Source organism: Candidatus Nitrosotalea bavarica, assembly GCF_900167955.1.
Lineage (GTDB): Archaea > Thermoproteota > Nitrososphaeria > Nitrososphaerales > Nitrosopumilaceae > Nitrosotalea > Nitrosotalea bavarica.
Map to the genome: position 1 here is coordinate 32,603 of NZ_FUYK01000009.1, position 26,062 is coordinate 58,664.

31 protein-coding genes and 2 tRNA genes are annotated in these 26,062 nt (G+C 35.5%); 14 read left to right on the forward strand and 19 right to left on the reverse strand.

Translation table 11 applies throughout. The annotated features are described in order from the left end of the window. Positions 1 to 26: 26 nt before the first annotated feature. Positions 27 to 1,088 (reverse strand): M24 family metallopeptidase, encoded by a 1,062-nt coding sequence (locus C0Q33_RS06360; RefSeq protein ID WP_101477771.1) that lies wholly within the window; start codon positions 1,086 to 1,088, stop codon positions 27 to 29. 32 nt (positions 1,089 to 1,120) lie between these two features. Here C0Q33_RS06360 and C0Q33_RS06365 point away from each other — a divergent pair, with 32 nt between their 5' ends. Next, complete coding sequence (locus tag C0Q33_RS06365) at positions 1,121 to 2,167, forward strand: tRNA (5-methylaminomethyl-2-thiouridylate)-methyltransferase (protein WP_245867360.1); 1,047 nt, start codon at positions 1,121 to 1,123, stop codon at positions 2,165 to 2,167. A gap of 72 nt (positions 2,168 to 2,239) precedes the next feature. Beyond that, positions 2,240 to 2,518 (forward strand): cell division protein SepF, encoded by a 279-nt coding sequence (gene sepF / locus C0Q33_RS06370; RefSeq protein ID WP_101477772.1) that lies wholly within the window; start codon positions 2,240 to 2,242, stop codon positions 2,516 to 2,518. On the opposite strand, the gene C0Q33_RS06375 is transcribed toward sepF, so the two are convergent. Next, a complete protein-coding gene (locus C0Q33_RS06375) occupies positions 2,510 to 4,441 on the reverse strand; it encodes a beta-CASP ribonuclease aCPSF1 (RefSeq protein ID WP_101477773.1) in 1,932 nt (643 codons plus the stop codon). The genes sepF and C0Q33_RS06375 overlap by 9 nt on opposite strands. 7 nt (positions 4,442 to 4,448) lie before the next feature. After that, a complete protein-coding gene (psmB, locus tag C0Q33_RS06380) occupies positions 4,449 to 5,081 on the reverse strand; it encodes an archaeal proteasome endopeptidase complex subunit beta (protein ID WP_101477774.1) in 633 nt (210 codons plus the stop codon). Positions 5,082 to 5,162: 81 nt separating this feature from the next. Between psmB and C0Q33_RS06385 the strand changes: the two genes are divergently transcribed. Further along, positions 5,163 to 6,227: a sn-glycerol-1-phosphate dehydrogenase gene (locus C0Q33_RS06385; RefSeq protein WP_101477775.1), complete on the forward strand. Its 1,065-nt coding sequence runs from the start codon at positions 5,163 to 5,165 to the stop codon at positions 6,225 to 6,227. A gap of 2 nt (positions 6,228 to 6,229) precedes the next feature. On the opposite strand, the gene C0Q33_RS06390 is transcribed toward C0Q33_RS06385, so the two are convergent. The 3 genes from C0Q33_RS06390 to C0Q33_RS06400 are packed head-to-tail and all read right to left on the reverse strand — an operon-like array spanning position 6,230 to position 8,687. Next, positions 6,230 to 6,961 (reverse strand): peptidylprolyl isomerase, encoded by a 732-nt coding sequence (locus tag C0Q33_RS06390; protein ID WP_101477776.1) that lies wholly within the window; start codon positions 6,959 to 6,961, stop codon positions 6,230 to 6,232. 43 nt (positions 6,962 to 7,004) lie between these two features. Further along, positions 7,005 to 8,147 carry a pyridoxal-phosphate-dependent aminotransferase family protein gene (locus C0Q33_RS06395; protein ID WP_101477777.1) on the reverse strand — a complete coding sequence of 381 codons (1,143 nt, stop codon included), beginning with the start codon at positions 8,145 to 8,147 and terminating at the stop codon, positions 7,005 to 7,007. Between the two features lie 42 nt (positions 8,148 to 8,189). Continuing rightward, a complete protein-coding gene (locus C0Q33_RS06400; RefSeq protein WP_101477778.1) occupies positions 8,190 to 8,687 on the reverse strand; it encodes a nicotinamide-nucleotide adenylyltransferase in 498 nt (165 codons plus the stop codon). Positions 8,688 to 8,756: 69 nt separating this feature from the next. Here C0Q33_RS06400 and rtcA point away from each other — a divergent pair, with 69 nt between their 5' ends. Next, positions 8,757 to 9,779: an RNA 3'-terminal phosphate cyclase gene (gene rtcA / locus C0Q33_RS06405; RefSeq protein WP_101477779.1), complete on the forward strand. Its 1,023-nt coding sequence runs from the start codon at positions 8,757 to 8,759 to the stop codon at positions 9,777 to 9,779. Here the strand turns inward: rtcA and C0Q33_RS06410 are convergent. Continuing rightward, complete coding sequence (locus C0Q33_RS06410) at positions 9,768 to 10,262, reverse strand: CopD family protein (protein ID WP_101477780.1); 495 nt, start codon at positions 10,260 to 10,262, stop codon at positions 9,768 to 9,770. The genes rtcA and C0Q33_RS06410 overlap by 12 nt on opposite strands. A gap of 91 nt (positions 10,263 to 10,353) precedes the next feature. Here C0Q33_RS06410 and C0Q33_RS06415 point away from each other — a divergent pair, with 91 nt between their 5' ends. After that, positions 10,354 to 10,851, forward strand: a complete 498-nt coding sequence (locus C0Q33_RS06415; protein WP_101477781.1) for a hypothetical protein — start codon at positions 10,354 to 10,356, stop codon at positions 10,849 to 10,851. On the opposite strand, the gene C0Q33_RS06420 is transcribed toward C0Q33_RS06415, so the two are convergent. Both C0Q33_RS06420 and C0Q33_RS06425 read right to left on the reverse strand, forming a co-directional pair. Beyond that, complete coding sequence (locus C0Q33_RS06420) at positions 10,848 to 11,246, reverse strand: pyridoxamine 5'-phosphate oxidase family protein (RefSeq protein WP_101477782.1); 399 nt, start codon at positions 11,244 to 11,246, stop codon at positions 10,848 to 10,850. The two genes, C0Q33_RS06415 and C0Q33_RS06420, sit on opposite strands and share 4 nt — an antisense overlap. A gap of 33 nt (positions 11,247 to 11,279) precedes the next feature. After that, positions 11,280 to 11,353: transfer RNA gene (locus C0Q33_RS06425), tRNA-Val, on the reverse strand. A gap of 80 nt (positions 11,354 to 11,433) precedes the next feature. Here C0Q33_RS06425 and bluB point away from each other — a divergent pair. After that, positions 11,434 to 12,144: a 5,6-dimethylbenzimidazole synthase gene (gene bluB / locus C0Q33_RS06430; RefSeq protein WP_101477783.1), complete on the forward strand. Its 711-nt coding sequence runs from the start codon at positions 11,434 to 11,436 to the stop codon at positions 12,142 to 12,144. A 25-nt stretch (positions 12,145 to 12,169) separates the two neighbouring features. Then, a tRNA-Arg gene (locus tag C0Q33_RS09290) sits at positions 12,170 to 12,262 on the forward strand. 20 nt (positions 12,263 to 12,282) lie between these two features. Here C0Q33_RS09290 and C0Q33_RS06435 read toward each other — a convergent pair. The 3 genes from C0Q33_RS06435 to C0Q33_RS06445 all read right to left on the reverse strand — a co-directional run bounded on the left by C0Q33_RS06435 (position 12,283) and on the right by C0Q33_RS06445 (position 13,667). Further along, on the reverse strand, positions 12,283 to 12,702 hold the full coding sequence (locus C0Q33_RS06435) for a hypothetical protein (protein WP_133121028.1): 420 nt from the start codon (positions 12,700 to 12,702) through the stop codon (positions 12,283 to 12,285). A gap of 176 nt (positions 12,703 to 12,878) precedes the next feature. Then, the gene (locus C0Q33_RS06440) at positions 12,879 to 13,337 is read right to left on the reverse strand and encodes a hypothetical protein (RefSeq protein WP_101477785.1); all 459 of its coding nucleotides are present in this window, start codon (positions 13,335 to 13,337) and stop codon (positions 12,879 to 12,881) included. An 87-nt stretch (positions 13,338 to 13,424) separates the two neighbouring features. Continuing rightward, positions 13,425 to 13,667 (reverse strand): hypothetical protein, encoded by a 243-nt coding sequence (locus C0Q33_RS06445; RefSeq protein ID WP_101477851.1) that lies wholly within the window; start codon positions 13,665 to 13,667, stop codon positions 13,425 to 13,427. Positions 13,668 to 13,943: 276 nt separating this feature from the next. Between C0Q33_RS06445 and C0Q33_RS06450 the strand changes: the two genes are divergently transcribed. Both C0Q33_RS06450 and C0Q33_RS06455 read left to right on the forward strand, forming a co-directional pair. Beyond that, entirely contained in the window at positions 13,944 to 14,423 is a 480-nt protein-coding gene (locus C0Q33_RS06450) for a peptidylprolyl isomerase (protein ID WP_101477786.1), read from the forward strand. Between the two features lie 9 nt (positions 14,424 to 14,432). Beyond that, positions 14,433 to 15,446, forward strand: coding sequence for a hypothetical protein (locus tag C0Q33_RS06455; protein WP_101477787.1), 1,014 nt, complete (start codon positions 14,433 to 14,435; stop codon positions 15,444 to 15,446). Positions 15,447 to 15,687: 241 nt separating this feature from the next. On the opposite strand, the gene C0Q33_RS09085 is transcribed toward C0Q33_RS06455, so the two are convergent. Further along, positions 15,688 to 16,164 (reverse strand): hypothetical protein, encoded by a 477-nt coding sequence (locus C0Q33_RS09085; protein WP_165776460.1) that lies wholly within the window; start codon positions 16,162 to 16,164, stop codon positions 15,688 to 15,690. 138 nt (positions 16,165 to 16,302) lie between these two features. On the opposite strand from C0Q33_RS09085, the gene C0Q33_RS06470 reads away from it, so the two are divergent. Genes C0Q33_RS06470 through C0Q33_RS06480 form a run of 3 tightly spaced genes read left to right on the forward strand, consistent with a single transcriptional unit; the run spans position 16,303 to position 18,050 of the window. After that, on the forward strand, positions 16,303 to 16,776 hold the full coding sequence (locus tag C0Q33_RS06470; RefSeq protein ID WP_101477790.1) for a hypothetical protein: 474 nt from the start codon (positions 16,303 to 16,305) through the stop codon (positions 16,774 to 16,776). 12 nt (positions 16,777 to 16,788) lie between these two features. Beyond that, positions 16,789 to 17,682: a PfkB family carbohydrate kinase gene (locus C0Q33_RS06475; RefSeq protein WP_101477791.1), complete on the forward strand. Its 894-nt coding sequence runs from the start codon at positions 16,789 to 16,791 to the stop codon at positions 17,680 to 17,682. A 35-nt stretch (positions 17,683 to 17,717) separates the two neighbouring features. Next, the gene (locus C0Q33_RS06480) at positions 17,718 to 18,050 is read left to right on the forward strand and encodes a dUTPase (RefSeq protein ID WP_101477792.1); all 333 of its coding nucleotides are present in this window, start codon (positions 17,718 to 17,720) and stop codon (positions 18,048 to 18,050) included. On the opposite strand, the gene C0Q33_RS06485 is transcribed toward C0Q33_RS06480, so the two are convergent. Together C0Q33_RS06485 and C0Q33_RS06490 are read right to left on the reverse strand one after the other, a co-directional pair. Beyond that, positions 18,047 to 18,532 (reverse strand): tetrahydromethanopterin S-methyltransferase subunit A, encoded by a 486-nt coding sequence (locus tag C0Q33_RS06485; RefSeq protein ID WP_101477793.1) that lies wholly within the window; start codon positions 18,530 to 18,532, stop codon positions 18,047 to 18,049. The genes C0Q33_RS06480 and C0Q33_RS06485 overlap by 4 nt on opposite strands. After that, the gene (locus tag C0Q33_RS06490) at positions 18,529 to 19,617 is read right to left on the reverse strand and encodes a DegT/DnrJ/EryC1/StrS family aminotransferase (RefSeq protein ID WP_101477794.1); all 1,089 of its coding nucleotides are present in this window, start codon (positions 19,615 to 19,617) and stop codon (positions 18,529 to 18,531) included. The genes C0Q33_RS06485 and C0Q33_RS06490 overlap by 4 nt, the downstream gene beginning before the upstream one ends. Positions 19,618 to 19,702: 85 nt before the next feature. Here C0Q33_RS06490 and C0Q33_RS06495 point away from each other — a divergent pair, with 85 nt between their 5' ends. Both C0Q33_RS06495 and C0Q33_RS06500 read left to right on the forward strand, forming a co-directional pair. Then, entirely contained in the window at positions 19,703 to 20,266 is a 564-nt protein-coding gene (locus tag C0Q33_RS06495; RefSeq protein WP_101477795.1) for a hypothetical protein, read from the forward strand. 33 nt (positions 20,267 to 20,299) lie between these two features. Then, on the forward strand, positions 20,300 to 21,355 hold the full coding sequence (locus C0Q33_RS06500; protein WP_101477796.1) for a tyrosine--tRNA ligase: 1,056 nt from the start codon (positions 20,300 to 20,302) through the stop codon (positions 21,353 to 21,355). Here C0Q33_RS06500 and C0Q33_RS06505 read toward each other — a convergent pair. Genes C0Q33_RS06505 through C0Q33_RS06520 form a run of 4 tightly spaced genes read right to left on the reverse strand, consistent with a single transcriptional unit; the run spans position 21,348 to position 26,061 of the window. Beyond that, on the reverse strand, positions 21,348 to 22,328 hold the full coding sequence (locus tag C0Q33_RS06505) for an LLM class flavin-dependent oxidoreductase (protein WP_101477797.1): 981 nt from the start codon (positions 22,326 to 22,328) through the stop codon (positions 21,348 to 21,350). The two genes, C0Q33_RS06500 and C0Q33_RS06505, sit on opposite strands and share 8 nt — an antisense overlap. A 1-nt stretch (position 22,329) precedes the next feature. Continuing rightward, complete coding sequence (gene cobJ, locus C0Q33_RS06510; protein ID WP_101477798.1) at positions 22,330 to 23,118, reverse strand: precorrin-3B C(17)-methyltransferase; 789 nt, start codon at positions 23,116 to 23,118, stop codon at positions 22,330 to 22,332. 46 nt (positions 23,119 to 23,164) lie between these two features. Beyond that, on the reverse strand, positions 23,165 to 24,613 hold the full coding sequence (locus C0Q33_RS06515) for a DUF7482 domain-containing protein (RefSeq protein ID WP_133121030.1): 1,449 nt from the start codon (positions 24,611 to 24,613) through the stop codon (positions 23,165 to 23,167). A gap of 50 nt (positions 24,614 to 24,663) precedes the next feature. Next, positions 24,664 to 26,061, reverse strand: coding sequence for an aspartate kinase (locus tag C0Q33_RS06520; protein WP_101477800.1), 1,398 nt, complete (start codon positions 26,059 to 26,061; stop codon positions 24,664 to 24,666). Between the last annotated feature and the right edge of the window lies 1 nt (position 26,062).

Genomic DNA, 26,062 nt, shown 5'->3' on the forward strand with positions numbered 1-26,062 from the left:
TAAGTACTGTTTGAATATTGTCCTAGTTAGATTACAATCAATTCTTTTGTAAACTTGTGCATAACTTCGACCTTGTTTCCAACTATAACAGAATCTTCGATTCTTACACCAAACTTTCGTGGAATGTATATTCCAGGTTCTACAGTTACTGTCATGTTTTTCAATAATACAGCTTTGCTTGATGGACCAAGATTTGGAAGTTCATGTACCTCAAGTCCGATACCATGACCTGTGGAGTGGATAAAATATTTTCCATACTTTTTCTTTTCAATTACTTGTCTACAAGCATCATCTACAGATTTGCAGGACATATTTGGTCTGACAGCTTTTAGTCCGGCTTCTTGTGATCGTCGTACAATCTCATAGACTTTTTTTGCTTCTGCTGATACTGAGCCAAGACCAAATGTTCTAGTTGCATCAGAGACATATCCTTTGTATCGTAAAGTAAGATCAACTACAATCATGTCACCGCTTTTGAATTTTCGATCAGTTACTTGTGCATGCGGTAAAGAACCATTTGGACCACCTGCAATAATCAACGGATGTAGTGTTGATTTGTAACCAGTAGAAAACATTCCTCTCTCCATTGCATATTGCATCAATATGGTTTGAAGTTGAGCCTCTGACTGGCCTATCATCAATTCATCTACACACATCTCGTACATTTCATCTAGTATCGAAGATGCCTTTAGTAATAGAGCAATCTCTTGCAAGTCTTTTACTTGTCTTGCACGATAAAATGGATCAGTTGAAGAACGCACCGAAGTAAGGGATCTCTTTAGGCTCTCTACTATGTTGTAACTGTCGCTGTCTGTACACACCTTTCTATCCCTTAGCATTTTGACAAGTGTAGCAAGAGAGCCCTTTCCACGCTCAGACTTGACTACATCACAACTGGTAGATTCGTCCTTTGCACGTCCCATCTCAAGCTCTGGGGAGACAATAGTACAGCCAGTTTTATCCAATATTCCAATTGCTTCGCCCCAAAATCCAGTCATGTAAAATAGATTTTCAGGCTCAAAGGCAACTAACGTATCACATCCCATATCATTACAATATTTTAGCAGATTCTTTCTGCGTTGATTCAATACAACAATTCAAACCCTTTACTATTTTACATTTGCTGGAAGGTTTAGATATTGGAAAAAGGCTTTCTGGATTTGTGGAAGAGAGAAAGAAAGTTGTAGCATTACTATCAGGAGGACTTGACAGTAGACTAGCGGTAAAAATGATGCAAAATCAAGGATTTGATGTTACTGCTGTTGCAATAAAAACTCCGTTTTGCGATTTTGATTGTGGAAGAGGTTGTGGATTTGAAATTAGAGAGACTGCAGACTCACTAGGTGTTGATCTAAAAACTGTATATCTTGGCGATGACTATATCGAGATGTTAAAAAATCCAAAGCATGGTTTTGGTTCCGGCATGAATCCATGCATTGATTGTAGATCAATGATGTTCAAGGCTGGTAAAAAAGTAATGGATGACATTGGTGCAGAATTTATCATATCAGGTGAAGTTCTTGGTCAAAGACCAATGAGTCAATTTGCTCCAGCACTGAAAACAATAGAAAAAGAATCTGGACTAGAAGGAATCATAGTAAGACCGCTTTCTGCCGCATTGTTACCACCAACACAGCCTGAAATTGATGGAATAATAAAAAGAGAAAATCTTGGAATGATCCGTGGACGTTCAAGAAAGGAACAATTGAAGATGGCAAAAGAATTTGGTTTTGACAATCCACCAAATGCAGGTGGTGGATGTTTGTTAACTGATCCAGCATTTGCAATTAGAGCAAAAGATCTTTTCTATCATATTGAGACACCAACAACAAATGATATTGATCTTCTAAAGATTGGAAGACATTTTAGATTTGATGAAAAAACAAAATTAATTGTTGGAAGACACAAGGATGAAAATGAAATGCTAAAAGCTCTTGCATTACATGGTGATGTTTTGTTTGATACAAAGGATCATGTTGGTCCAATCTCAATGCTGCGTGGCGAGGATTCCCAGAAAAATCTCAAATTAGCTGCAGCTATCACATTACGATATTCTGATGCACCAAAGGACTTGGCATGCATAGTACTAACAGAAAAGAATGATACAAAATCAGAGATTTCTACTACCTCAGTTGCAGAATCAGAATACCTCCAGTATAGAATTTAGTCATGCAACGTAATCTGTGAATTGCATTTGACTGCAAAGACTTTTTGAGGGAGTTGATCGCTTACAAATGGTATGCAGACACAAAAGGCTCCCACTTACCTCAAGGCAATAACTTTGAGGGATTATAGTGATGTTCACAGTGTAAAAGAGGATATCAAAAAGGGAATGATTTTAGTTCTTAGGGTAACCCCACTTGCACAAAAAAATGTGGATGAGCTTAGAAAGGCAGTAGAAGAGATCTACAATATTGCAAAAAATGCAGATGCAGATATTGCAAGACTTGGCGAAGAAAGGATCATTGTTACTCCATCTGGAGTAAAGATCTGGAGAGCCGAGTACGATCTAAAGTAGTCTAATTCCTTCTTGTACTTGTGGACAAGTTGTTGCAATTCTAAACATTCTGTGTACTGAGCTTGCCAAGTTTTCACACTTGCGTCGCTCACCGTGATTTACAATTACTCTTCTAAGTTTTGGTCTGAGTCGGTGGATATATGACATTAATTGGTTGTAATCACTATGACCACTAAATCCATCAAGTTTTTCAGTTGAACAGTTAATATTGATTACTTCAATTTTTCCGTCTTTTCCAACAACAGAGACTTGTCTTGAGCCATCAAGAACTCTTCTTCCTAGAGTTCCATTTACTTGGTATGATACAAACAAGATCTTGTTTTTCTGAATTGGTGCAATATTTTTAAAATATTCAAGCACTGGTCCACCTTCTAACATACCAGATGTTGCCAAGATTATAGATGGTCCTTCACGCAACGGTTCTTCTCTTGCATCAGAATGTTCAATGTTTGTAAAATATTCAGAATCAAATGGATTATCATCTGTCTCAAGGATCTTTTGTCGAAGTTCTCGTGCAAGATATTCTGGATACGATTCATGAATTGCAGTTGCCTCTGAGATCATTCCTTCTGTAAATACAGGAGCTTCCACTAGTTGTCCTTGTTTCATGTATTGATCGATTACCATCAGTAGTTCCTGTGCACGACCTACTGCTGGAATTGGAATGAGTACCTTTCCACCATTTCGTAATGTCTCATTTACGGATTTGATAAATGCGGCTTCTACTTCTTCTCTTGTTGACTGGATGTCTTCTTTTGCACCATAAGTACTCTCAATTAGCAAGGTTTCAACTCTTGGAAAGTTCCAAGAGGCACTCTCAAATAGCATAGATTTTCCATATTTTAGATCTCCCGTATAGACAAAGTTGTGGTTACCGTTTCCTATATGAAAGTGGCAGCTTGCAGAACCCAAAATGTGTCCTGCATTTGAGAATACTAGTTTGATATCAGGTGAGATGTCAGTTACAGTTCCATATGATAATGGTATGGTCTGCTTCATGACCTGCTTTACATCACGCTCAGAATATAGCGGAACTCTACCTTGTGCTGCTGCAACTTTAATCGCATCAAGCTGAATTAGGTTCATCATAGGCAGGGTTGGCTCCGTACAATAGACAGGACCCTTGTAGCCATACTTGAACAAAACTGGCAGAAATCCCGTGTGGTCCAGATGAGCATGGCTGATTACTACGGCATCAAGTTCATCAAGTGTTATGTTTGGCCAGTCAAGTCTAGGATATGCATCTATTGGATTTCTTGCACCTGGATTTATTCCACAGTCAATTAGGATCTTGCTTTCATGAGTGGTAAGCAACATACAGGATCTTCCTACTTGACTAAACCCTCCCAATGTCATTAGTGATACTTCGGCATCCTCAGAGAGTTTTGGTCTGAATATTTGCTCACCTACCTGTCTGAGGTGTTTGCTTCTCTCAGTTGAGGAAATTTTTAGATTATAATTGATAGTTTGAATTGTAGAAGATTGACTTGCAGTTGCCTTTCTAATTCGTACTCTCCAGCCAGTCTTTGAGACAATTTCTGGCATGTTAAAGGCTTCAGGATTGTTAAGAAGCCATGGACGCTTTACGTCAACTGTCATTTCACCTGTTGCAGTATCAAAGAAAGTTCCTCCAAGTTCTGCTTCTTTTGGAAGCATTTGAGTTAGGATCTGTCTTGATTCTTCCTCATTTTTTCGGATTGATTCTTCTGTTCTAACTACAATTCTTTTTTTGATGATATTTACCATGTTAGAGATTACTTCATTGTGTTCCATCAGATATTTTGGATTCTTTGTATAGATTGCAATCCTAGGTCCTTCATAATCTATCTTGGTTACATCAGCTTCTTTTGGTATACTTTGCAGTATTGTTGCCATTATGTTTTGGGCTGGAGATAGTTCACGTTGTGCTAATTTTCTTTGCATTAAATCACTAAAGCGTAATTATGGCCTTTTTCTGGTCTTTTGTTAAGAGTCGGTATCCTTGCTTGTCGATTACTGCGACATTAATTCCGTCACCGGTTCCAATGTTTCTTGTGATTGCAGCTTTTACTGCTCTTAGGGCAATTATTTTTCCCTCCTCTACTGTTAGGCCATCACGATACTCATTTTCCAAGAGACCATATGCTACTGGAGAACCACTTCCAGTTGTTACGAATGTTTTTTTATCAAGTGATCCAAACATATCAATGTTGTAAAGTGCTGGACCCTGTTTGTCGTATCCTCCAACGAGGATATCAGCAATAAATGGATAGTATCTATTTTGGAAGAAGATCAATGATGCAAGTCTTGCAATTGATTTGATTGGTAGAACTTCTTGTTTTTCTATTCTATGAATGTTTGAGTGATACCGCAACATATCTGTAACATTTTGTGCATCTGCAACACCACCTGCAATCGTCATTCCTGCATGATTATCGATCTTTTGGATCTTCATAGTATTGTTATTTGCTATAAAATATCCTGCGCTTGCTCTCATATCTGCGCATAAAACTACTCCGTCGGTACAGTGTATTCCAACTGTAGTTGTTCCGTGGTATGTGTGTTGTTCGATATAGTCTGACAAATAACTTACTCCTAACTTGAGATACTGTCAGTTTAGAATTCTCCCGCTTAAATAACTTTGGATCATCTAGGATATCGATAAATAACCAAGTTTCAAGTGAAAACCATGGCTTCTCATATAATGGAGCTACCAAGAAAGATACTCATAGGTGAGAACAACATTTCAGATGTAGGGAATTTTCTCGTAGGCCTATCAGATCCAAAGAAGGTTTCTCTAGTTTCAGGCGACCGAGTAAGAAAAATTACAGACAAGAAGATTTCAACTTCACTTTCAGATTCAAAAATCAAGTTCGTGTGGCATCGTAGTACAAGTAATGATGTAGAATCTGCAAATAAAACACTTTTTGATATAAAGAAAGACAAAAGCGACTTGATTATTGGAATTGGTGGAGGCAGGTCTGTTGACATTGCAAAAATGATTGCGTTTACACTAAAGAAACCATTTGTGAGCATTCCAACCTCTGCTTCACATGATGGTATTGCAAGTCCTTTTGTTTCCTTGCGTGGGGACAAGCCATATTCTATTATTGCAACAGCACCACTTGGAGTCTTTGTAGATATTGCAATTCTAAAGAAAGCTCCAAGAAGACTTTTAGCTAGCGGTTGTGGTGATCTTATGGCTAAAGTTACTGCAGTACGAGATTGGGAACTTGCAAGAGATGAAGTGGGAGAATATTTTGGAACTTATGCAGCAAATTTAGCATCCATGAGTGCAAAGATAGTTATAGATAATTCAAAAAATTTCAAGAAAAATCCAGATGTTAGAATGATTGTTGAAGCTTTGATAAGTTCGGGTGTGGCTGCATGTATTGCAGGAAGTAGTAGGCCATGCTCTGGAGCAGAACATTTGTTTTCTCATGCAGTTGATCATTTAAAACCAGGAATTGGTCTACATGGAGAAAAGTGTGGTATTGGTGCAATATTGATTGCAAAGATTCAGGGACAAGATTGGAAAAAAATAATTCAAATGCTAAAAAATGTCGGAGCACCAACTAAAGCAAAAGAGATTGGACTTGAGCCAGAGATTCTTGCAAAAGCATTGACAATTGCTCAATCATTAAGACCTGAAAGATATACAATTCTAAGTAAGGTAAAGATGAATGAAGAAAAAGCTATAGAGATTGCAAAAAGTACTGGTGTACTATAGTTCTAAGCTGCTTTCGGCTCAGCTGGCTTTACTTCTGCTGGTTTTTCTTGTTTTGGCTTGTTGTACGTATCAATAAAGTTAACTTTCTCTAGTTTTATTACAAATTTGAAAATTTCATTTGCGATTGCTCGTTTGACAATCTGGAGACCTTCCATCATCATTGCTTCTTCAGGGATATTTACATCAAGTTCTGTTCCTTTAATCTCAAACTTGATCTTTGATTCTTCAATTGGGAATCTTCTTTTGAGTAATCCCAAGACCTTGTCTTGGTCTGTATCTAGTGACTTGATAACATTAAGATCATAAACGATTGTTTTTCCTGCAAATCTGTGATTAAAATCTACTTGTACTCTTCCTGAACCGATAAATCTTACAATTCCAGTTCTTTCATCAAGTTCTATGGTGTCTCCTACTGTAACCTTTTCCGCATCTTCTCCAAGTTTTCTAAGTGGAACCATACGAACTTTTGCTGGATCTCTTGTTCCAAATCCTTTCTCTGGTGGAACTTCGATTGAAAGTTTGTCGCCTACTTTGGTATTAGCAAGTGCATCATCAAGACCTTTTAGAACCCACGACTCTCCTACTGAAATTAGTCTTGGTTGATATTTGACATTTGCATCATAAGTTGAATTTGATTTAGCATCATCTTCTCGTGTTGTCTCAAAGATCTCGTTTGAATCTTTAACCTTTGCAGTATAATCGACCAGAACTAAGGTGCCTTTTTGGAAAGTCAACGTGATCGATTCTTTAACTTCCTTATATTAAGTTAACACGAAATTATAATGACTTTAGTTTATCTTCAGCAACTTTGAGTGCTTCTGGATTTGTCTTGTGTCCCATCATGTCAAGTGTGGATGCTATTGAAGAGATTGTTCTCATGACATGGTATTTGTGGACTTCGCCCATGCATCCAACTCTGAATACTTTGCCTTTCAATTCGCCAAATCCACCAGCAACAAGAACTCTGAATTTTTCAGAGAGTGTTCCTCTGAATGTTTTGTCATCAAGACCTTGGAGATAGTTTAATGCAATTACAACTGTAGAACGTGCATCTTCTTTAGCAAATGGAGACAATCCCATTGCACTTAGTCCACTGTAAAGAGCATCAGAGCAAACTCTGTGTCTTCTAATTCTGTTTTCAATTCCTTCTTCTAGGATAATGTCAAGTGCTTCTCTGTATGCATACAGTAATGGAATAGCTGGAGTGAACGGTGTTTCTTTTGAATCATCATAATACTTGAAGTATCTTGCCATGTTAAAGTAGAATGTAGGTGGCGGATTTGCAATCATGTGTTTCTTTGCTTTTTGGCTAACAGCAATTGGTGAAATTCCTGGAGGAGCAGCAAGTGCTTTTTGTGCACCTGTTACACAAACATCTACTCCCCATTTGTCCATATGGAATTCTTCTCCGCCAAGTATTGAGACTCCATCTACTACATAGAAAGAATCATTTCTTGCAGTAAGATCTTTTACTTTATCAAGATACTTTACCATTGTACCAGTAGAAGTTTCATTCCAAACAACATAGAATGCTTTTACATCCTTATTGTTGTCAAATGCTTCTTTTACTTGGTCAAAACTTGCATTTTGTCCAAATGGAGTTGTAAGACGAATAACATTTGCACCGGACCATTCCAACATTGTTGAAAGTCTGCTACTAAATTCACCGTTAACTGGAATTATCACCTTATCACCTTTCTTTATCATGTTTACAACGGATGCTTCCACTGCTCCAGTACCAGATGCACTAAGAGCTACTACATCACTTGTTGTATCAAAGATTTTCTGACTTTTTTCAATTGTATCTACATATAATTTTACAAAATCTTTACTTCTGTGATTTATCATGTGAGTAAACATTGCGCGTGTTACTCTTTCTGGAACATTTGTTGGTCCAGGTAGCATTACTAAATATTCCAAATAAATTCTCCAACTTTTGAGAAAGTTAACCGCTATTTATAATTAAAGAATCTTGGAAAGCCTACTTTTTGCGTCTATTTTTAAGAGTACTTTTTTAGTTCCTTCAGGAACAAGGTCTAACCAGTCTTTGTCACTGACGATCATTTCCCGAATATTTGTTCCTGAAATCATATCTCTCTTCAATAGAGGAACCTCTATGATATTTTTTCCTCTTTTTTTGTATAATGTAATAGTAAAGTCATCATTCGAAAAGACTACATCATATTCTGGTACAATAGAATCAACATGATAAGTCCATTTTTCGTGATCGCCAGTATCAGGTACAAAAAAAATCTTGACACGTTCTAGTATTTTAGAATCAAGAGAAGAAAGAATCATTTCCTTTCGCTCATCAGCTGTAAATGGATTTCTTTTTTCATAGCTCTTGTTTGAGCTCCCAATTCCAATCCACAGATTTTCAACCTTTGATAATCCAAAATTTATAGCTTCGAGATGTCCTTTATGAAATGGTTGGAATCTACCAATTAGAAGTCCATTCATTGTCGAGATCTTGTTTCACTTGTTTAAAAAACCATCATTAATTAGATTCTAAAATTAAATAATTTAGTCATGGAACCAATAAAAATAGACGGTGAACAAGGTGAGGGTGGGGGACAGATAATTCGAAGTGCAGTTACCTTGTCTGCTATAACAGGCAAACCAGTTGATATAGAAAACATTCGAAAGAACCGAAAAATTCCAGGTCTAAGACCGCAGCATTTGTTAGGAGTAAAAATTTTAGCAAAGATTTGTCAAGCTAGAGTAGAAGGTCTTTATGTAAATTCTACTTCTCTAAAATTTTTTCCTTCCCAAGGTTTGAACTTGGATCTTCAAGAAGATATTGGAACTGCAGGAAGTATTCCATTAATTTTACAAGTATTGATTCCCGCGGTTTCACTTATGAAAAATAGTTTAAAATTATCAATCATTGGTGGCACAGATGTTCCTTGGAGTCCTACATTTGATTATACAAAATATGTTTTGACTGAAGCATTATCTAGAATTGGAATCAATTTTACTTCTGAGATCAAAAGAAGAGGATATTATCCAAAAGGAGGAGGACTTGTTGAGACTCAAATACAACCTTGTAATTGTCTAAATCCCATATCACTTGTTGAAAGAAAAACAATTTCTGCAAAGATCTTTTGCTCTTATTCTCACATTCCAAAAGAAATAGCAGAAAAAGAGATACAAAATGCGAAAATTATTCTTGGTAAAAATGGATTTAATTGTGAGATTTCAATAAAAGAAGAAAATGCGCTAGATAAAGGATGTTCAATTCTAATATTTTCACATGATAAAAGCTCAGTTATTGGCTCTGATGGCATATATCAAAAGAGTTTAAGCGGTCTTGGCGAATCAGTAGCAAAAAAATTCATTGAATCAAATCTTGGTGTTGATCTTTATCTTTCTGATATGTTAGTAGTTCCACTTTCACTCATTAAAGAGACTTCAGTATATCGGGTAAAACAAATTACAAAACATTTAGAGACAAATCTTTTTGTTGCATCAAAAATAACTGGTTGTAAGTATGGAATAGGTAAACTAGATGATGGTTTTGAAGTAAGAATATCTGGAGTCTCAGACACCTGAATGAAGTAATGCAGCCATTAGGAGTATAGCTAAGGAGAGTATTACTGTTAGTCTACCTAACATAATAATTTTTGAACGTAGTTTTTGTAAAAATTCTCCAGAAAGTTGTTTTGATTCTATTTTTCTTTCTATCTCAGATCTGATTAATCTTACATGTATAGCAAATGTAATTATCAAAATAATTACAAGTATTATTTTGACGAGAAGAACTATTCCATAGTTTGTAGAAAGTATCAATGACGGTTTTACAATAAAACCAGTAGAGTTGTAAATTCCAGTTAGAATCAATACAATAAGAGATGGGACTCCAATTTTGTTGAATTTCCGTCCTACGCGTATCATTATTGATAATCTTCCCTCTATAGAATCTGAGATTGTCTTAAGAAGAGGAGCAAGAACTATTCCAATAAATATTGAACCACCGACCCAAATTGATGCTGCAATTAGATGTCCCCACATTATGAGCGCGTCAACAAGTGTCATGACTTTATTTGCAGAGACAACGAATAATATCTATTATCATCTGAACTTCTGAGAAGGTTTTTTAATTGAACAAACCTCGTAGATTCTAGATTTGCTAAGCAAAGGAAGAATAGTCATTTTGGCGTGTTTTGCCGGTCTTGGTGCTATGATGTTATTTTTCTATCTTTATGCAAATTCTTTTCAAAGTGATCTTGAAAAGGTAACGATTCAAGTTGATAGTGTAAATGTTCTTGATGAGAATAAATTAAATAAACGTGCACAGCTTGATGTAAGATTTAATCTTCAAAATCCCAGTTCCCTTACATTGACTGTTTCAGACATTAATTATGAATTGTTTACAAATGGAAAGAGTCTTGGGGATGGACATTTATCGACAGAAGATGTTCCAGAAGCTGGTAGACCTATACTTTTTGCAAATAACAATGCAACTTTACCTGATACATTTGATCTTGTATATAGCGACAATATTGCCAATGAATATTCTGCCATAACTAATCATCAACCAGTAAAATATGAAATAAAAGGCCAAGTAACTATACAATCATTTTTGACAGAAATTACCAAAGATTTTGATGTAAGCGTTGGTTAGCCTAATCCCCAACTAATTTTGGTCTTTGGTGTAATTTTTACAAAAGGTGCTTCATTTTCTTTCCAAGGATCTTCTCTAACCCACGCAAATTTTTTATAAAATATTTCATAGAGTTTTTTGAATTGTAGGCCTTTCTCGATAAAAGTGGTAGAACCCTGAACAACAACAGCTTTGTGTTTTCCTGGTAAGTAAAGATCTACAGAAATTGCAACTTTATCATTCTTTTTGAGATTTGCATACTTTTTGGTATCATAGTCTGTTGCAAAGTAAAAGAAACCATCTTCAAAATAATATGATACTGGAGCAATATGTGGCACATCTTTTGCGCATGTAGCTATTCTACACCCTTCATTTTCCTTGAGAAATTTTGATTCTTTTATGGTAAATTTTAACACATATTGTAACTATTTACATGAAATAAAAAGAAATGGGCCGAGAGAGATTTGAACTCTCGACCACCCCCGTGTCAGGGGGGTATCCTACCAGGCTAGACCATCGGCCCAATAGAATTCGACCTTACTCTAGACGTTATTAACGTTTAAGAAAACAAGAATAATATGCAATGTATCAAGTGACTATTGTATGATTGGTGATTTTTCACCAGAGGAAAAAGATGGCTTTTACAAAGCAGTCTTTTCTAGACGTGATGTTAGGTCTCACTTTACTTCAGAATCAATCGATGAAGGAATACTTACACGAATACTAAATGCTGCACATCATGCACCATCTGTTGGATTCTCTCAGCCTTGGAATTTTATCCTCATTAAAAATGAGGAAACAAGAAAACAAGTAAGAGATTCATTTGATAAAGAACGAATCCGTGCTTCGACTCTTATTGAGGATCCAAAAAGGTCAAAGTATTTGTCACTTAGACTCCAAGGAATTTTAGATTGTGCAGTAAATGTATGCATAACGTATGATCCCACAAAGTTTGGTCCCTTTGTTATAGGAAGATCAAGTATTCCAGAAACAGGCATCTATAGTGTTTGTTGTGCTATACAAAATCTCTGGCTTGCAGCAAGAGCAGAAGGGATTGGTGTTGGCTGGGTCAGTATACTTTCAAATGATGATCTTAAGAGAATTCTTGAAATTCCAGATCATGTAGTTCCTGTTGCTTATCTGTGTCTTGGTCATGTATCAAATTTTGCAGAAAAGCCGGATCTAGAGAGTGCAGGATGGTTACCTCGTCTTGGTTTGAAGGATGTTATCTTTTATGAAAAATGGAACCATGAAAATGATCCTAACTGGCAACAAATTCACGAGATGATTGTTTCAAACCTTGATTACGCTTAAATGCTTACTAGATCTGATTTTTTCTGGGCTCGTAGCGCAGAGTCATATTGACGCGAAACATGGATAGCGCGGTAGCCTCCTAAGTTACAGGTCGAGGGATCGAAGCCCTCCGAGCCCGTCTTATTTTAAATTAAAAAGTTAGGTTGAAGTTGTTCCAGATGGAGCACTATTCACTAGAACAGATTTGTAGATTTCAACTGTGTAATCTCCCTCAAAGATGTGAATTACTTTGTTACCATCAACAGATGTTACTCTGAAATGTTGGTCATAGGAGCCATCGCTTGCTACATTGGTTTGTGCAAAGTAAACTGGTTTGTCATTTTGGTATATCTGAATTATAACAGGATATCCTGGCGCTGCATTTTGTACTGTTCCCCAAACACCACCAAATGGCAAAGGACTATCTGCCGGAATATGCATGTAAATTATACTTTTTTGCAAGACAACATTTTGTTGAGATAAGGTTTGAACCCATTCCGTACCTTGTGAAGTTTGTAATGCCATACTTGGAAATAAAAGTATGAAGAATCCAAAAATAGCTCCTAAAAGTAATTTCATACCAGTCATTATGTATTGTTAAATATTAAGATGACGTATTAGATATCTACATCACTTTGATATCAGAAGAAAAACTAAACGATGGGTGCAAGTGTGACTGCCATTATGGAGGGGCAATAAGCTGTCCTTCATGTAAAGAAAATCACGGTAAACATTTCTGCGCACATTGTAAGTAGCTATTTCTTTCTTTTTGCGCTTTCCTTTGCTGCTAAAGCTTTCAAATTGGCAAGATCCACTTTTAGTTTCTCAATCTCAACAAGTGTTCGAAGACTTGAGATCTCTGATTTTAAATTTCCAATTTCCTCATCTTTATTTCTAAGTGAGCTTCTAAGTGAATCCAACTCAGCATTTAATTCAGATTTTGCCTGACTTATCTGACTGGATGTCATCTCCAAAGTTTGTTGACTACTGCTATAGTTAGTTAGCTTTTTTTTTTCTTCGTATACATGTTCATGATCTTCAGCTGTATGCATGTAGTCAGCGCTTTTTTGAGCCAACCAGCATATAGCTACTAGGAACCATGCAGCCGATATGAAAACTAGTACAGTAAAATGAACTGCAGCTGGAAGTATGAAATATAAGATTGTTAAGGCTGAAGCGAGACAACCAACTACGATTGTAGGAATATGCCCCATGAATTTATCTCTAGAGTAGTAGAATATAAATAGTAATGGAGATTGTCAGAAGAAAAAATGACTTGTAAAAATGAAAAAGGGGTTATGCTAGTCACTGCTTTGAGTAGTTTTTCCTTGTGCGATCTCTATTTCAGGAACTTCAGACTGTAAAATCTTTATTTTTTGTAGAAGTTCATTTCTAAGATCTCTAGCTACGCGTCTAACGGTTGGTCTTGGAACCCCAAGTTCTTCTACTACTTTTGAGTAGATATCTTGTTTATCTGTAAAGCCTTTGTCAAGCAGTTCGTTAATTGCTTGTTTGATGCTTGTGCTTTGAGTAGTACGATTCACGAATTTTATTTTCAAGATGTTCTATATAAGACTGTTACTATGATTTTTGCAATAATTTTTTTATGCATGAAAGTTTGACTTTAACACAAAAACAAAATTGGGTGTTTGTATCATAGGATTATAGTGTTTGAAGAAATTTTACAAACATGATTTTACCTAAAATGTTTTTATCTTACTAATTCATTGTAATCATACAGAATTAGTTAATTGATCTAGAACCTTACTGCATAGTAAAGTGGAGAAAAGTTCTTATGATTAAAAAGTAAACGTCAAGTGATGTCTAAGGCTACTGTTGAAACAAATTTTGGTAACATAGTCTTTGAATTATTTCCAAATATTGCTCCAGAAACTGTTAGAAATTTTACCAAATTGGCAAAAAGTAACTTTTATGATGGCACATTATTTCATCGTGTAATTCCAGGCTTTATGATTCAGGGAGGAGACCCTAATACAAAAAAGTCAGACAAGGGTCAGTGGGGCATGGGTGGACCAGGGTATACAATAAAGGCAGAATTTAGCTCCAGATCTCATCTTAGAGGCATAGTATCCATGGCAAGAGCTATGGATCCTAATAGTGCAGGTTCTCAGTTTTTTATAGTAACGACAGATAGCACTTTTCTCGATAAACAATACACTGTCTTTGGACAGGTCCAGCAGGGAATGGATGTAGCAGACAAGATTGTCAAGCTTCCAAAAGATAAAAACGACTGTCCACAGCAGGAAGCAAAGATTATTCGCATAAGCATATCAGAGTAGGAATTAGAGTTGAAAATTCTTCTTAGTCTTCTTGTCATACCAATACTGATTCTTTCAGGCTCCCAAGCATTTGCTCAACAGTTATCCATGGGTGAGGCCCCTCAGGAAGTTGTCAAGGTTACCATTGATGAAACAGGTACTGCACATGTAACACATGAAATCAACTCAACTGCTGCAAATTTTAAACCAATTCAAGTGGATTTGATAAGTGGTAACATGAACAATCTTAATGTCACAGACAGTAATGGTAATCCTGTTGAATATGCCAAGATCCAAAAGACACCACTATCCATAATCATTAATGCTTCACAGCGAAATGCGACTTTGATAAAGTATGATCTAGTAAATGTTGTAACAAATACTGATGGCGTGTGGAAATGGAATTATTATGAACCACAGGATACTGACTATACTGCATTTCATTTTCCACAAGGAGTTGACATGGTCTGGGCAAATGGAAGACCAGTGTATCTTGGAAATCTTGGTCTGGGTCAGCATGGAAATGGGTTTACATTAGAATATATCATAAATGAACCTGTAAATATTCAGACGGTTCAATTAGCAGGTAAGAACGTTGCAGTAGGAGTAAGGACTGTTTCAGGACTTGGAGATTATGCTTTTGATCAATCTCTATTATCATACTCATTCAACGTAACCAAGGCAAATGTACCAGTCACTGTTATAATGCCACAGGATCTTTTATCAGGTCCATATTCTGTGACAGTAAATGGACATCCAACCTTGCATCAAGTATTTCATTATAATACAACACATGCATGGATAGGATTCGAATCAGCTAATGGTGGTACAGTTCAGATAACTGGAGCAGTAGGTGGCCAAGGGCAACAAACTGGTACTTTACCATCCAGTTCATCAAATAGTGCCACAATAGGGGAACCTATACCGACTAGTTCATCTGACAATACGTCAATCTATCTTTTAATTGGAGGTATTATTGTAGCAGGAATAGCTGGAATCATAATAGTGAAGAAAACAAGATCAAAGCCAGCTATCAAGTCCTAAATCTTTAAGGAATACCAAAATTTCACCTTTAGATTATTAATAGCAAAAGTTCAATGGACTGCATGCAATGTGGGTGTCATTGTATAAAATGTGGCAGTATGGAACTGTCATCAAAACGAGTTGGAGAGATTGAAAAAGATGGATACTATGATATGCATCACACCTGCCTTAAATGCAAAGCACATTTTGACCATCTAGAGGGTGATGTCTTCGAGTCGTGTGAAAAGTGTGGATTTAATCTCTAATTGACTTGAAGTAACTTTACTCTGGAATAATAACTGCGTTTATCTCTCAGATCTTTTTGAAGCTCATGAGTAAAGGCCATGTTTGTAAGTACTTTTGATACGTCTAATGGAACTGCAGACCAACCATATTCTCTTAGCTGTGATACCACCTCAGAGACTGTTCTTGCCTTATCAAAGAAAGCATCTTCAATTAGCGTCTGCATTTTACTTCTAATCTGATCTTTATCGACAAATGTAGGTGTGACAAATTCAGGTTCATGAACCTCTGCATCGTCAAGTGAATGTAGTAATCCAGTTGTTTGTGGTGGTGACTGGTCATAGGAATATTCGTATTGAACATTGTTATTGGCAGAGTCTTTGACAAATGATGCCAGATTACAGATGACTTGATCTATGCTTTCATTGTCTATATAGAAGTCCTTGGATTCAATCTCAATTTCATTTTGACCGTATTTTATCTTGATTCTTGCCATTTTGTAACTTTCAATCATGATTGATTTGATTTATTTTATTAGCTCTAAGTAGCTTAGAAAACTGATCAAAATATTTACACAACTTATTGGGATTTTTTTTCTACATAGTACTAAAAGGGAATATTCTGACTTATCATCGTGGAAAGACGTTCAAAAGTAATAATCATAGCAGTGTGTGTTGTTGCAGCAGTAGGAGTATTTGCTTATTCTCAATATTTATCTGCCACTCATACGAGCATCTCAATACTTGAGAGTAAAATAATACAGAGAAATGCCAATAATTCACTATACAATATGACACTTCAATTCCAGAATCCTTCATTGTTTCCTATTAACGTAGGACAGACAGACTTTGTCATATCAGCCAATAATGAAAATCTTGGAACAGGTACGCTACAACCACTTGTAATACCGCCCATGGGAAAGATTTTCTCACAAGCATCATTTACTGCAGATAATACAATTCTTGATAAATACGACAAAAGTAACAGCGTTCCAAATGTCAAGTTAACTGGAACAAGCAAGTATGGAATATCAATAATATCAGTTAATGTTCCATTCACATACTATCCAACAGAACAAGAAGCCAGCGAATTTATACATGGTTCTTAAAACCAGAAAAATATGCTTACTGTATTTGGATCAATAGCTTATGATACGATAAGGACTCCGACAAAAATTGTTAAAAATGCATTAGGGGGAGCAGCAACATATGCTGCAATTTCTGCAAGTTTCTTTGTCAAGCCTGGCTTGATTGGAGTTGTGGGTAAGGATTTTCCAAAAAGTTATCAAAATATACTAGAGAGATTTGTTGACACGCGTGGAGTAGTTCATGCAAAAGGTAAGACGTTCAGATATGATGGTAGTTATGATTCAACTTTAAGTCTACGAACAACTAACAAGACTGAACTAAATGTATTAAAGGATTTCAAACCTGTTGTACCAGAAGAGTATCGTAAATCAGAATTTGTATACCTTGCAAACAATGATCCTACCCAGAATACTAGAATCATAAAGGAATTTGACAATGTCAAGTTTTCAATGTGTGATACCATAGAATTTTGGATATCAAGTAAAAAAGATGATGTGATCAAGATGATGGGTTCAGTTGATTCAGTTGTAATCAATGATGAAGAAGCAAAATTGCTTACAAAGACACACAACTTGATCAAGGCTGCAAAAAAGATCATGGAGTGGGGAACAAAGTATGTCATAATAAAAAAAGGTGAACATGGTTCTTTGTTGTTTTATGATGATGTCATATTTTCATCACCTGCCTTTTCAATGGAAGATATAGTAGATCCCACAGGTGCAGGTGACTCTTTTGCAGGAGGAATGATAGGATATCTCTCAAGTAAAAACAGTACAAAAATGGCAACTATTAGAGAGGCTGCAGTATATGGAAATATCATGGGTTCGTTTGCCGTAGAGAAATATGGAGTCTATGGAATAACAGGATTGAAGAAACCTGACATTAAGAAAAGATTTGACAGATACAAAAAAATGGTCCACTTCTAACAAAGGTTATAGATATCAAATTAAAAAATAAAGCGATGGATGACAAGCTAGATACAATTTTCAAGCTTCAAAAAAATCTAGAGAAAATGATGAATCTTGAACGTTATCCAAAAGACACTCAGGGAAAGATTTCTGTACTTTGTACAGCAATAATTCATGAGGCAGTTGAGCTTCAGAGAAATACAGATTGGAAGTGGTGGAAAAAACCCACACCTTTTGATGAAGCAGCAGCTCGTGAAGAGTTGATAGATATTTGGCATTTTGTCATCCAGGCATCACTTGAGCTTAACATGACTCCAGATGATATTCTAAAAGAATATCAAAAAAAGAATCAGATAAACAGGCAAAGACAGATAGACGGTTACTAAATTTTCTTAAAAGTCTTAACTATGCCTTCTAGTCTTGGAATATTTGCTTCGCCTATTTTATTTATGATTTTTACTTGTCTTTGAAATTTTAATACTTCTTTTTTTGTAACTGTTAGTATTGGATGTGGACTATGTGAACCAATAATTTTGTGATTCTCATCAATTCCATTTTTGTACAAACAAAGAAGAGAATCTCCTGGTTTGTGTCCCGTTGTATCTTTTCCACAAAGTATTATCATATCAATTTTTTCATTTGATAATACAGATCTTATCAGAGAATCAATTCCCTTGTTTTCAGAAAGTAGTCTACCAGCTATTGCAATCTCTTTGATAATATCTGAATGTGTAATATCTTTTAGAAGACTAATACTTGATAGAGTACAAATTGTAATGTTTGATGTAGGATTTCCAAAGAATACTTCCTCCTCAATTGGAAGAAGAATTCTACACAATTCTCCTGCAATATCCTCAATTAAATTCATTTTTTAGTTAACTTGTGTAATACTTTGGAAATATGATGTAGATCACTTTCTGTAACCAAAGGATTCACTGGCAGACTTAGGACAGAGTTAGCAGCCCAATCAGTAAGAGGAAGTTTGAGGTCTTTTTTGTAAAATGGAGTCTTGTGTACTGGAATAGGATAGTATGCAGTTGCTCCTATACCTTGTGAGTTTAGTTGTTTCATTATTTTATTTCGATTTGCAGTAGCAATTGTGTAAAGATACCAATTTACATTTACACTATCTCTTTCTTCGGGTAAGATAACATTCAGATCAGATAATAATTCATTGAGTATTATTGCATTCTTTTTTCTTTTTTCCAGGAATTTTGGAAGTTTTTTCATCTGGATTTTAGCTATTGCGGCACAAATTTCTGGAAGTCTTAGATTTAGTCCAAGTATTCTGGTATCATACCCATGAAGCATTCCATGATTTCGAATCTTGCGCAGTTTTTCAAAGAGGTTTTTATCATCTGTAACTATAGCTCCACCTTCTCCTGAGGTCATAACCTTAGCAGCGTACATGCTAAAGCAACCCATTTTTGAAAATGTTCCAGATTGTTTTTTCTTGTATGTAGTTCCTAATGATTGACATGCATCTTCTATTATCTCAAGATTATTCTTATTTGAAATTTCAGAAATTTCATCCATGTATGAAAAATTTCCATATAGATGAACTGGCATAATTACTTTGGATTTTTTTGTAATTTTCTTTTTGAGATCACTCGGATCCATAGTATAATTTTCTGGACGAATATCAACAAATACGGGCTTTGCTCCAACTGATACGATAGCGTTGGCAGTTGCTACAAATGTAAATGAGGGTATCAAAACTTCATCTCCTTGTTTTATGTCAAGGGCATAAAGTGTAGCTTGTAAAGCGGCTGTTCCTGAATTTACGGCTATTGCATATTTTGATTTTACAAAAGAAGCCAAAAGTTGTTCAAATTCTCGTACTCTCTTTCCACCAGCATTTGCAGCAGATGTAAGAGATTTCTCTGTTAACACAGAGTGTACTTCATTTATTTCGTCTTTTTCTATAATTGGTACATTTATTGGAATTTTCAATGATACAGTAGAAAATTTTACACCATAATTAAACTTCCTAAATTAAAACCAATTCTTATATTTTAGAGACATACATCGAGATCAAATGAAAGTACATCTGCAAGAAAATGATCCTAGTTACAAGATATTTTTGTATGTTTTCTATGTTAGTGCATTCATAATGTGTTCTATCACCATATTTGGATTCTATGCTATGATTCAGGAATGGTCTGCCAAGGGTACCTATGTGATGGGGGAAGTACTTGTTAAGACAGAATTTCCAACTCCTCACTTTGCTAAGTTAATAACATGGTTATTTTTCTCATCAATTGTTAGTTGGTATTGTGTTTCCCGAATCGGTTGGAAAAGAACAGTTACTGTTTCAAAATGGAAGCTTACAATGGTACAGCTAATGCTCTTGGGATTAGCAGTAATTACACTTTATGAAACAATTTACAATTTTATTCTCCTGAGTTCTCAAATTACTGCAGGAATGATAAATGGAGTAACTCCAGATATTGATTCACTTACAGTAGCATACCCAGATCATAACCGGCCGTGGAATCTTATCTTTGCAACAAAGATGTTTCTTGCTGCATTTTTGATAAGTTCACATGCATTCTATCTTAGTACACGTCCAAGAAAGTCGGTTCAAGAACTAGATGTTTAAATTTATAGGAATACATGTTGGAATCTGACTGAAATGGATGTTACAGAAAAAATTAGATTAGTAACTAGAGAACCTACGGAAGAAGTAGTAACTCAAGAAGAGTTATTGAACCTGTTTAACACCAATATACATCCCAAACACTACATTGGCCTTGAGATATCTGGCTTCATGCATTTGGGAAGTTTGATACTTACTGGATTTAAAATAAATGATTTTATCAAAGCTGGAGTCAAGTGTACAGTATTTTTGGCAGACTGGCATACTTACCTAAATAACAAACTTGGAGGAGATTGGGAAAAAATACGAATGGTATCAAAATACTATGCTGATGCATTCAAGATGTTTTGTCCCGGAGTTGAGATTGTTGAAGGTTCACAACTTTATGAATCAAGAAGAGGTTATTGGTTGGATCTTGTTAAATTTTCAAAGAATATGTCACTTGAGCGTACTATGCGTTCACTTACAATTATGGGAAGAAGTACCGAGAAAGATAAGATCGATCTTGGTCAACTTTTCTACCCTCCAATGCAAGCTGTTGATATTCATACAATGGATTTGGATATAGTACATGCAGGAATGGATCAAAGAAAGATCCATATGCTTGTCAGAGAGATCTTTCCAAAAATGAAGTGGAAGGTACCAGTTGCAGTTCATCATCATATTCTTGCAGGACTTGGCGAGCCAGAAACTGCGCAAGATTCGGATTCGGACTTTGTAGCAAGTAAGATGAGTAAATCAAAATCAGCATCAGGAATATTTGTTCATGACATAGATGAAGAGATTAATTCAAAATTTAAGAAAGCTTGGTGTCCAGAAGGAATTATAGATAAAAATCCTGTACTTGAAATATCAAAATATATTATCTTTCATGAATTCAACGAAGTTATTGTAGAACGTCCAGCTAAATTTGGCGGAAATGTTACCTATACATCTTATCAAGATTTAGAAGGAGATTTTGCTCAGAAAAAATTGCATCCATCAGATCTAAAAACTACAGTCTCCAAATATGTCACCGACATAATTAGACCAATAAGAGAAAAAATTGTCTTAACAGATGAACTTTCTGAGGCAATAAAGAAAACTACTTGAGACTTGGTCTTACTTTCTTTGAAAATAGTGATAACATCTCAAGTGATTTTGATAATCCTATAAAGTTGACAATAAAGTAATTTATTCCAATTTTTAGATATTGTTGTAGATGATCGCTTACTTGATCAGGGGTACCTAATGCGATACTATCCTTTGAACGAATGATAAATTCTGCGATAGATTCATTTTTCTTTTTTAGTTTAGATATAATATCTTTAACATCATCATTATCTTTTCCAACCAAGACTCGTAACAATACAGAGTTTTCTATTTCTTCATGATTTCTTTTAATTAATTTACAATTCTCTTTTAGAAGTTTTATTTTTTCTTCTAAAATATCGGGTGTACCAAAAGGATGATTATATCTCGTAGCATGTCTTGCAGCAACCTTCATGAGTTTTTTTCCTGCCCCACCTACCATAATCGTAGGATAAGGTTTCTGTATTGGTTTTGGATTACAGATGGCATTTTTGATAGAATAGTGTTTTCCTTTGAAGCTTGATTTTTGATTTTGCCACATTTTTTTTATTATGATAAGAGATTCATCAAGCTGTTCAATTCGTGTTACTGGATCATCAAATTTGTATCCATAGGAATTGTATTCGTATTCAAACCAACCAGCCCCTATACCAAACTCTAGTCTTCCATTACTGATTGCATCAAGTGTAGATGTCATTTTTGCCAAAAGAGATGGATGTCTATAGGAATTGCATGTAACTACCTGTCCTATTCTGAGTTTTGATGTTATTGAGCAAATAGCAGAAAGAAGTGTATAGGCTTCAAAAAAAGTTTCAGTACGATTATCTGAAGGATGTGGAATAAAGTGATCATAAACATATCCTGCATCAAATCCAAGTTTTTCTGCAGTTAATGCAACATTTTTTGAAAATAGAAATTGTTCATATGGATTATTTGTAGGAAATTCATCTAGCCATCCTTGTGGCAAGGTAAGTCCCATCTGGACTGATGTCATACTATTTTCTAGTCTGTTGCGGTTCTACAATATTATATTTGGACGTATAACCACGGGGGTTTATCATCAAGCCTTTATACATGTAAGTCGAGGAGTTTCCAATTATTACAGTAGTAATCATACCAAGCTTGTCATTGTGTTCTTCCATGTTTTCCAAGTCTGTTAAAACAACTTCTTCAGATTCTCTAAATGCCCCTTTTACAATTGCTACTGGTGTATTGGGTAATCTATATTTTAAAAGAATTTTCCTTGTATCTTGTAATTGATGAATTCTTTTTTTGCTTGCAGGATTGTATATTACAATAACAAAATCACCCTGAGCTGCTGCTTCAACTCTTTTTGTTATAATTTCCCAAGGAACAAGCAGATCACTCATGCTTACCACAGCAAAATCTGTCATGAGAGGAGAGCCAACTAGCGCTGCACAAGAATTAAGTGATGAAACACCTGGAACTATTTCAACATTAAGACCAGCCTTTCTGTCCCAACCCTCTTCTGCTAGAATCTCATAGATTAAACCAGCCATTCCGTATATTCCAGGATCTCCACTGGATACAAGTGAAACTATTTTTCCAGATTTTGCAAGATCAATGCATTGATGCGCTCTTTCTACTTCTTGTGTCATTGCATATCTATGAACTTCTTTGCCTTCTATTAGATCTGCAACCAAGTTAACATATGTCTCATATCCAACAATTGTATCACTTTCTTCAATTGCTTGCTTTGCTCGAAAAGTCATATGATCATGATGACCTGGTCCTACACCTACGATAAACAGTTTACCGGTCATTCAAACTTATGATATTTTCAAAGTAAATTTATCCCTTTTCATGATTTTATGGATTGTCTATGATTGGACAATCAAGGATGTAATTCTTGTCAAGAACTGATGCCTCTTGCACTGTTATTTCTCCAGATGATATTTCATAGTCAATGTCATTTTTATTTTCTAGAATTTTTGCATTATGAGGATCATTCCAAGTTATTATTGAGACTTTACAAATAGGACTGTAAGTAGAATCACCTGGTTGTGCACTAGATATTCCTTCTTGGTAACCAAATGGTCCAGCACCTTGTAAACCATTAGCAAAGTGATAGAGATCTCTTGAAGATGATTCAAGAATTGAAAGTGAAGGTACATTTTGAATTTTCATAGTCTGGGTAGGTCCTTCAGGAGTTCCTGAAGTTATGATATAGTATATTGTTTTTCCATCAGGACCCCATCCCCTGTGTCCTACAAAGGTAGCTGTCATGTTATCCATATTGATGTCAAGTACTTGTCCACCAAGATATGATGTCTGATCTGACAAGACTTTGTTGGTTCTTACATTCAATGCGCCATTATCCCATATTATCTCCGGAGTATTCATAATTGTATCAGTCACAACCAATCTTATTTTTCCTGTCATGTTTGCATCAAGAATTGCTTGTGTAGAATTAAGAATGAATGGTCCCCGTCCTATATTCCAAGATACTTCAACCACTTTGCTTAATGGACTATATTGTTTGTCAGAGGGTGTAAATGATAACACATCATCTTGATAGCCATCTGTTCCATTACCAGTAATTCCATTTGTAAAGACAAACATGTTACCAAATGATATTAGCGGAGCATGGGCCAAGACGGGAGAAAGATGAACTTTCCAGTTTTGTTTGTCTGAAATAGTATTAGCAACAAGTTCGTTGCTTGAATCTGTTATTATATAGTAAACAGTTTTTCCGTTTACTATTCCTTCATGCATGGGTATCTGTACCGGAATAGTACTTTTTACAAGTTTTATGGTATAATTCTCAGTTGGTAGTGGTGTAGTCTGACCTACTTCAGGGGTTATTACTCTTATCCAACCGTCTACACTTACAGTTGCAGTAAATTGACTAGAATTTGTAGAATGAAGACCGATAGCAGAACCTGTGAAATCTAAACTGCCGCTATTTGAATTTGAATCAATTGTTGTTAGAGCATAAAATGTATTGTTATCTACTGTCCAAATTGGTTGACCTTTTGAATCACTCTTATCGATTTGATGTAAAACAACAATTTGAACTGGTTGACTTGAGCTATATGTAATTGAACCATGATAAATAGAACCGCTGTTTGGCGGCAAGATTATTGCCATCTGTTCTGTATTATGACCAAGTCCAGGATCTTGTGATGATGTAATTGTTTGAGTAAACTGAATTTTTTTTGTTGAACCTGCATTGGCAAGTTGATTGTTAAGTAATGGAATAGAAATTATCAGAACTCCAACTATTGCCATAATTGATAAAAGCAGGAGTCTATTCATACGCTCTCAATATTCAATTTACATAAATATGCTTTTAGAAATAACTTTGCCTATTTTCCAAGTTCAAACTCATCATGTAATGCCTGTACTGCTACATTACAGTCAGAATCTTTGACTACAAAAGCAAGATTAAGCTCAGAAGAACCTTGTGCTATCATTATTACATTTATGCCTTTTTTTGCTACAGCTGTAAATACTTTGGAAGCAACTCCTGCCATTCCCCTCATTCCAGAACCTATGAGGGCAATTATGGATACATCCACTGTAACATCCACTTTTTTTATGATCTTTCCAAGCAGGTTCATTTCAAGTGCATTTACTGCTTTATCCAAATCATTCTTTTTTACAATTATCGATATAGATGATTCTGATGGACTTTGAGATATCATCATTATGTTAATTCCTTCTTTTGCAAGAATAGAAAATATTGTTGCTGCAGTACCCGGAGCACCAACCATACTTCCACCTCGAACATCAATGAGTCCAGTATGTCTAATTGTACTTACACACTTTACCATCTTTTGAGTATCAGCTTGTGGAGTAGCAGTAACTAGTGTACCAGAATTATCTACATTAAACGTATTTCGTATACGTAAAGGAATTTTTTTTGTAACAAGTGGTTCAAGTGCTCTTGGATGAATATATTTTGCACCAAATAGTGCCATTTCCATTGCTTCAATATATGATACTTCTTTGATTAGTTTAGCATTTTTTACAATTTTTGGATCAGTTGTCATCAAACCATCTACATCACTCATCAACCAAACTTCATCAGCCTTGATACTAGATGCGATAATTGTTGCCGTGTAATCAGAACCCCCTCTACCAAATGTAGTTATGTTACCATGTTGATCTGCACCAGCAAATCCTCCAATTACTGGCATGATCTTTTTTTGCAAGAGATTTTCTACGGTATGAGAAACATGTAGTCGTGTAGTGTCCATAAGGGGTTTTGCTCCTCCAAAATTAGAATCTGTAACTATTCCTACATCTTTCCCTGTCATAGGTACCGCTTTCACACCTATTTCATTTAATGTAAAAGTAATCAAATTGATGGATAATCTCTCACCAAATGAGATCAAGTAATCAGAAGATCGTGGTGTGACTTCTCCAAGTAGTAGCATTCCATGTAATAGATCTTGAAGTTCATCAAGATCTGTTTTCATCTTATCTAGTAATTCTTTTTTTATCTTTGAATTCTTTACACATTGATTTGCAATATCAATATGCATTTTGATAATTTTTTTTACAAGTGAGTTTGCAGCTTCTTTATTTCTGTTTTGAATTAAATTTGTTATTCGGATTAAATCGTCGGTAACTCCACTTATGGCAGAAAACACTGGAATTATTTTATGTTCCTTTGTTAGTTTTTTTATTAGACTTGCAACGTTTCGTATATTTTGTGGAGAGGAAACAGAGGTTCCTCCAAATTTTAGAACAAGTTTCAAA

Bases quoted from the DNA above. Each gene is read 5' to 3' on its own strand.
- sepF (WP_101477772.1), top strand. From the start codon at position 2,240: ATGCAGACACAAAAGGCTCCCACTTACCTCAAGGCAATAACTTTGAGG.
- C0Q33_RS06375 (WP_101477773.1), bottom strand. From the start codon at position 4,441: ATGCAAAGAAAATTAGCACAACGTGAACTATCTCCAGCCCAAAACATA.
- C0Q33_RS06400 (WP_101477778.1), bottom strand. From the start codon at position 8,687: ATGAATGGACTTCTAATTGGTAGATTCCAACCATTTCATAAAGGACAT.
- rtcA (WP_101477779.1), top strand. From the start codon at position 8,757: ATGGAACCAATAAAAATAGACGGTGAACAAGGTGAGGGTGGGGGACAG.
- C0Q33_RS06410 (WP_101477780.1), bottom strand. From the start codon at position 10,262: ATGACACTTGTTGACGCGCTCATAATGTGGGGACATCTAATTGCAGCA.
- bluB (WP_101477783.1), top strand. From the start codon at position 11,434: ATGATTGGTGATTTTTCACCAGAGGAAAAAGATGGCTTTTACAAAGCA.
- C0Q33_RS06435 (WP_133121028.1), bottom strand. From the start codon at position 12,702: ATGAAATTACTTTTAGGAGCTATTTTTGGATTCTTCATACTTTTATTT.
- C0Q33_RS06440 (WP_101477785.1), bottom strand. From the start codon at position 13,337: ATGGGGCATATTCCTACAATCGTAGTTGGTTGTCTCGCTTCAGCCTTA.
- C0Q33_RS06450 (WP_101477786.1), top strand. From the start codon at position 13,944: ATGTCTAAGGCTACTGTTGAAACAAATTTTGGTAACATAGTCTTTGAA.
- C0Q33_RS09085 (WP_165776460.1), bottom strand. From the start codon at position 16,164: ATGGCAAGAATCAAGATAAAATACGGTCAAAATGAAATTGAGATTGAA.
- C0Q33_RS06475 (WP_101477791.1), top strand. From the start codon at position 16,789: ATGCTTACTGTATTTGGATCAATAGCTTATGATACGATAAGGACTCCG.
- C0Q33_RS06480 (WP_101477792.1), top strand. From the start codon at position 17,718: ATGGATGACAAGCTAGATACAATTTTCAAGCTTCAAAAAAATCTAGAG.
- C0Q33_RS06485 (WP_101477793.1), bottom strand. From the start codon at position 18,532: ATGAATTTAATTGAGGATATTGCAGGAGAATTGTGTAGAATTCTTCTT.
- C0Q33_RS06495 (WP_101477795.1), top strand. From the start codon at position 19,703: ATGAAAGTACATCTGCAAGAAAATGATCCTAGTTACAAGATATTTTTG.
- C0Q33_RS06500 (WP_101477796.1), top strand. From the start codon at position 20,300: ATGGATGTTACAGAAAAAATTAGATTAGTAACTAGAGAACCTACGGAA.
- C0Q33_RS06505 (WP_101477797.1), bottom strand. From the start codon at position 22,328: ATGACATCAGTCCAGATGGGACTTACCTTGCCACAAGGATGGCTAGAT.
- cobJ (WP_101477798.1), bottom strand. From the start codon at position 23,118: ATGACCGGTAAACTGTTTATCGTAGGTGTAGGACCAGGTCATCATGAT.
- C0Q33_RS06515 (WP_133121030.1), bottom strand. From the start codon at position 24,613: ATGAATAGACTCCTGCTTTTATCAATTATGGCAATAGTTGGAGTTCTG.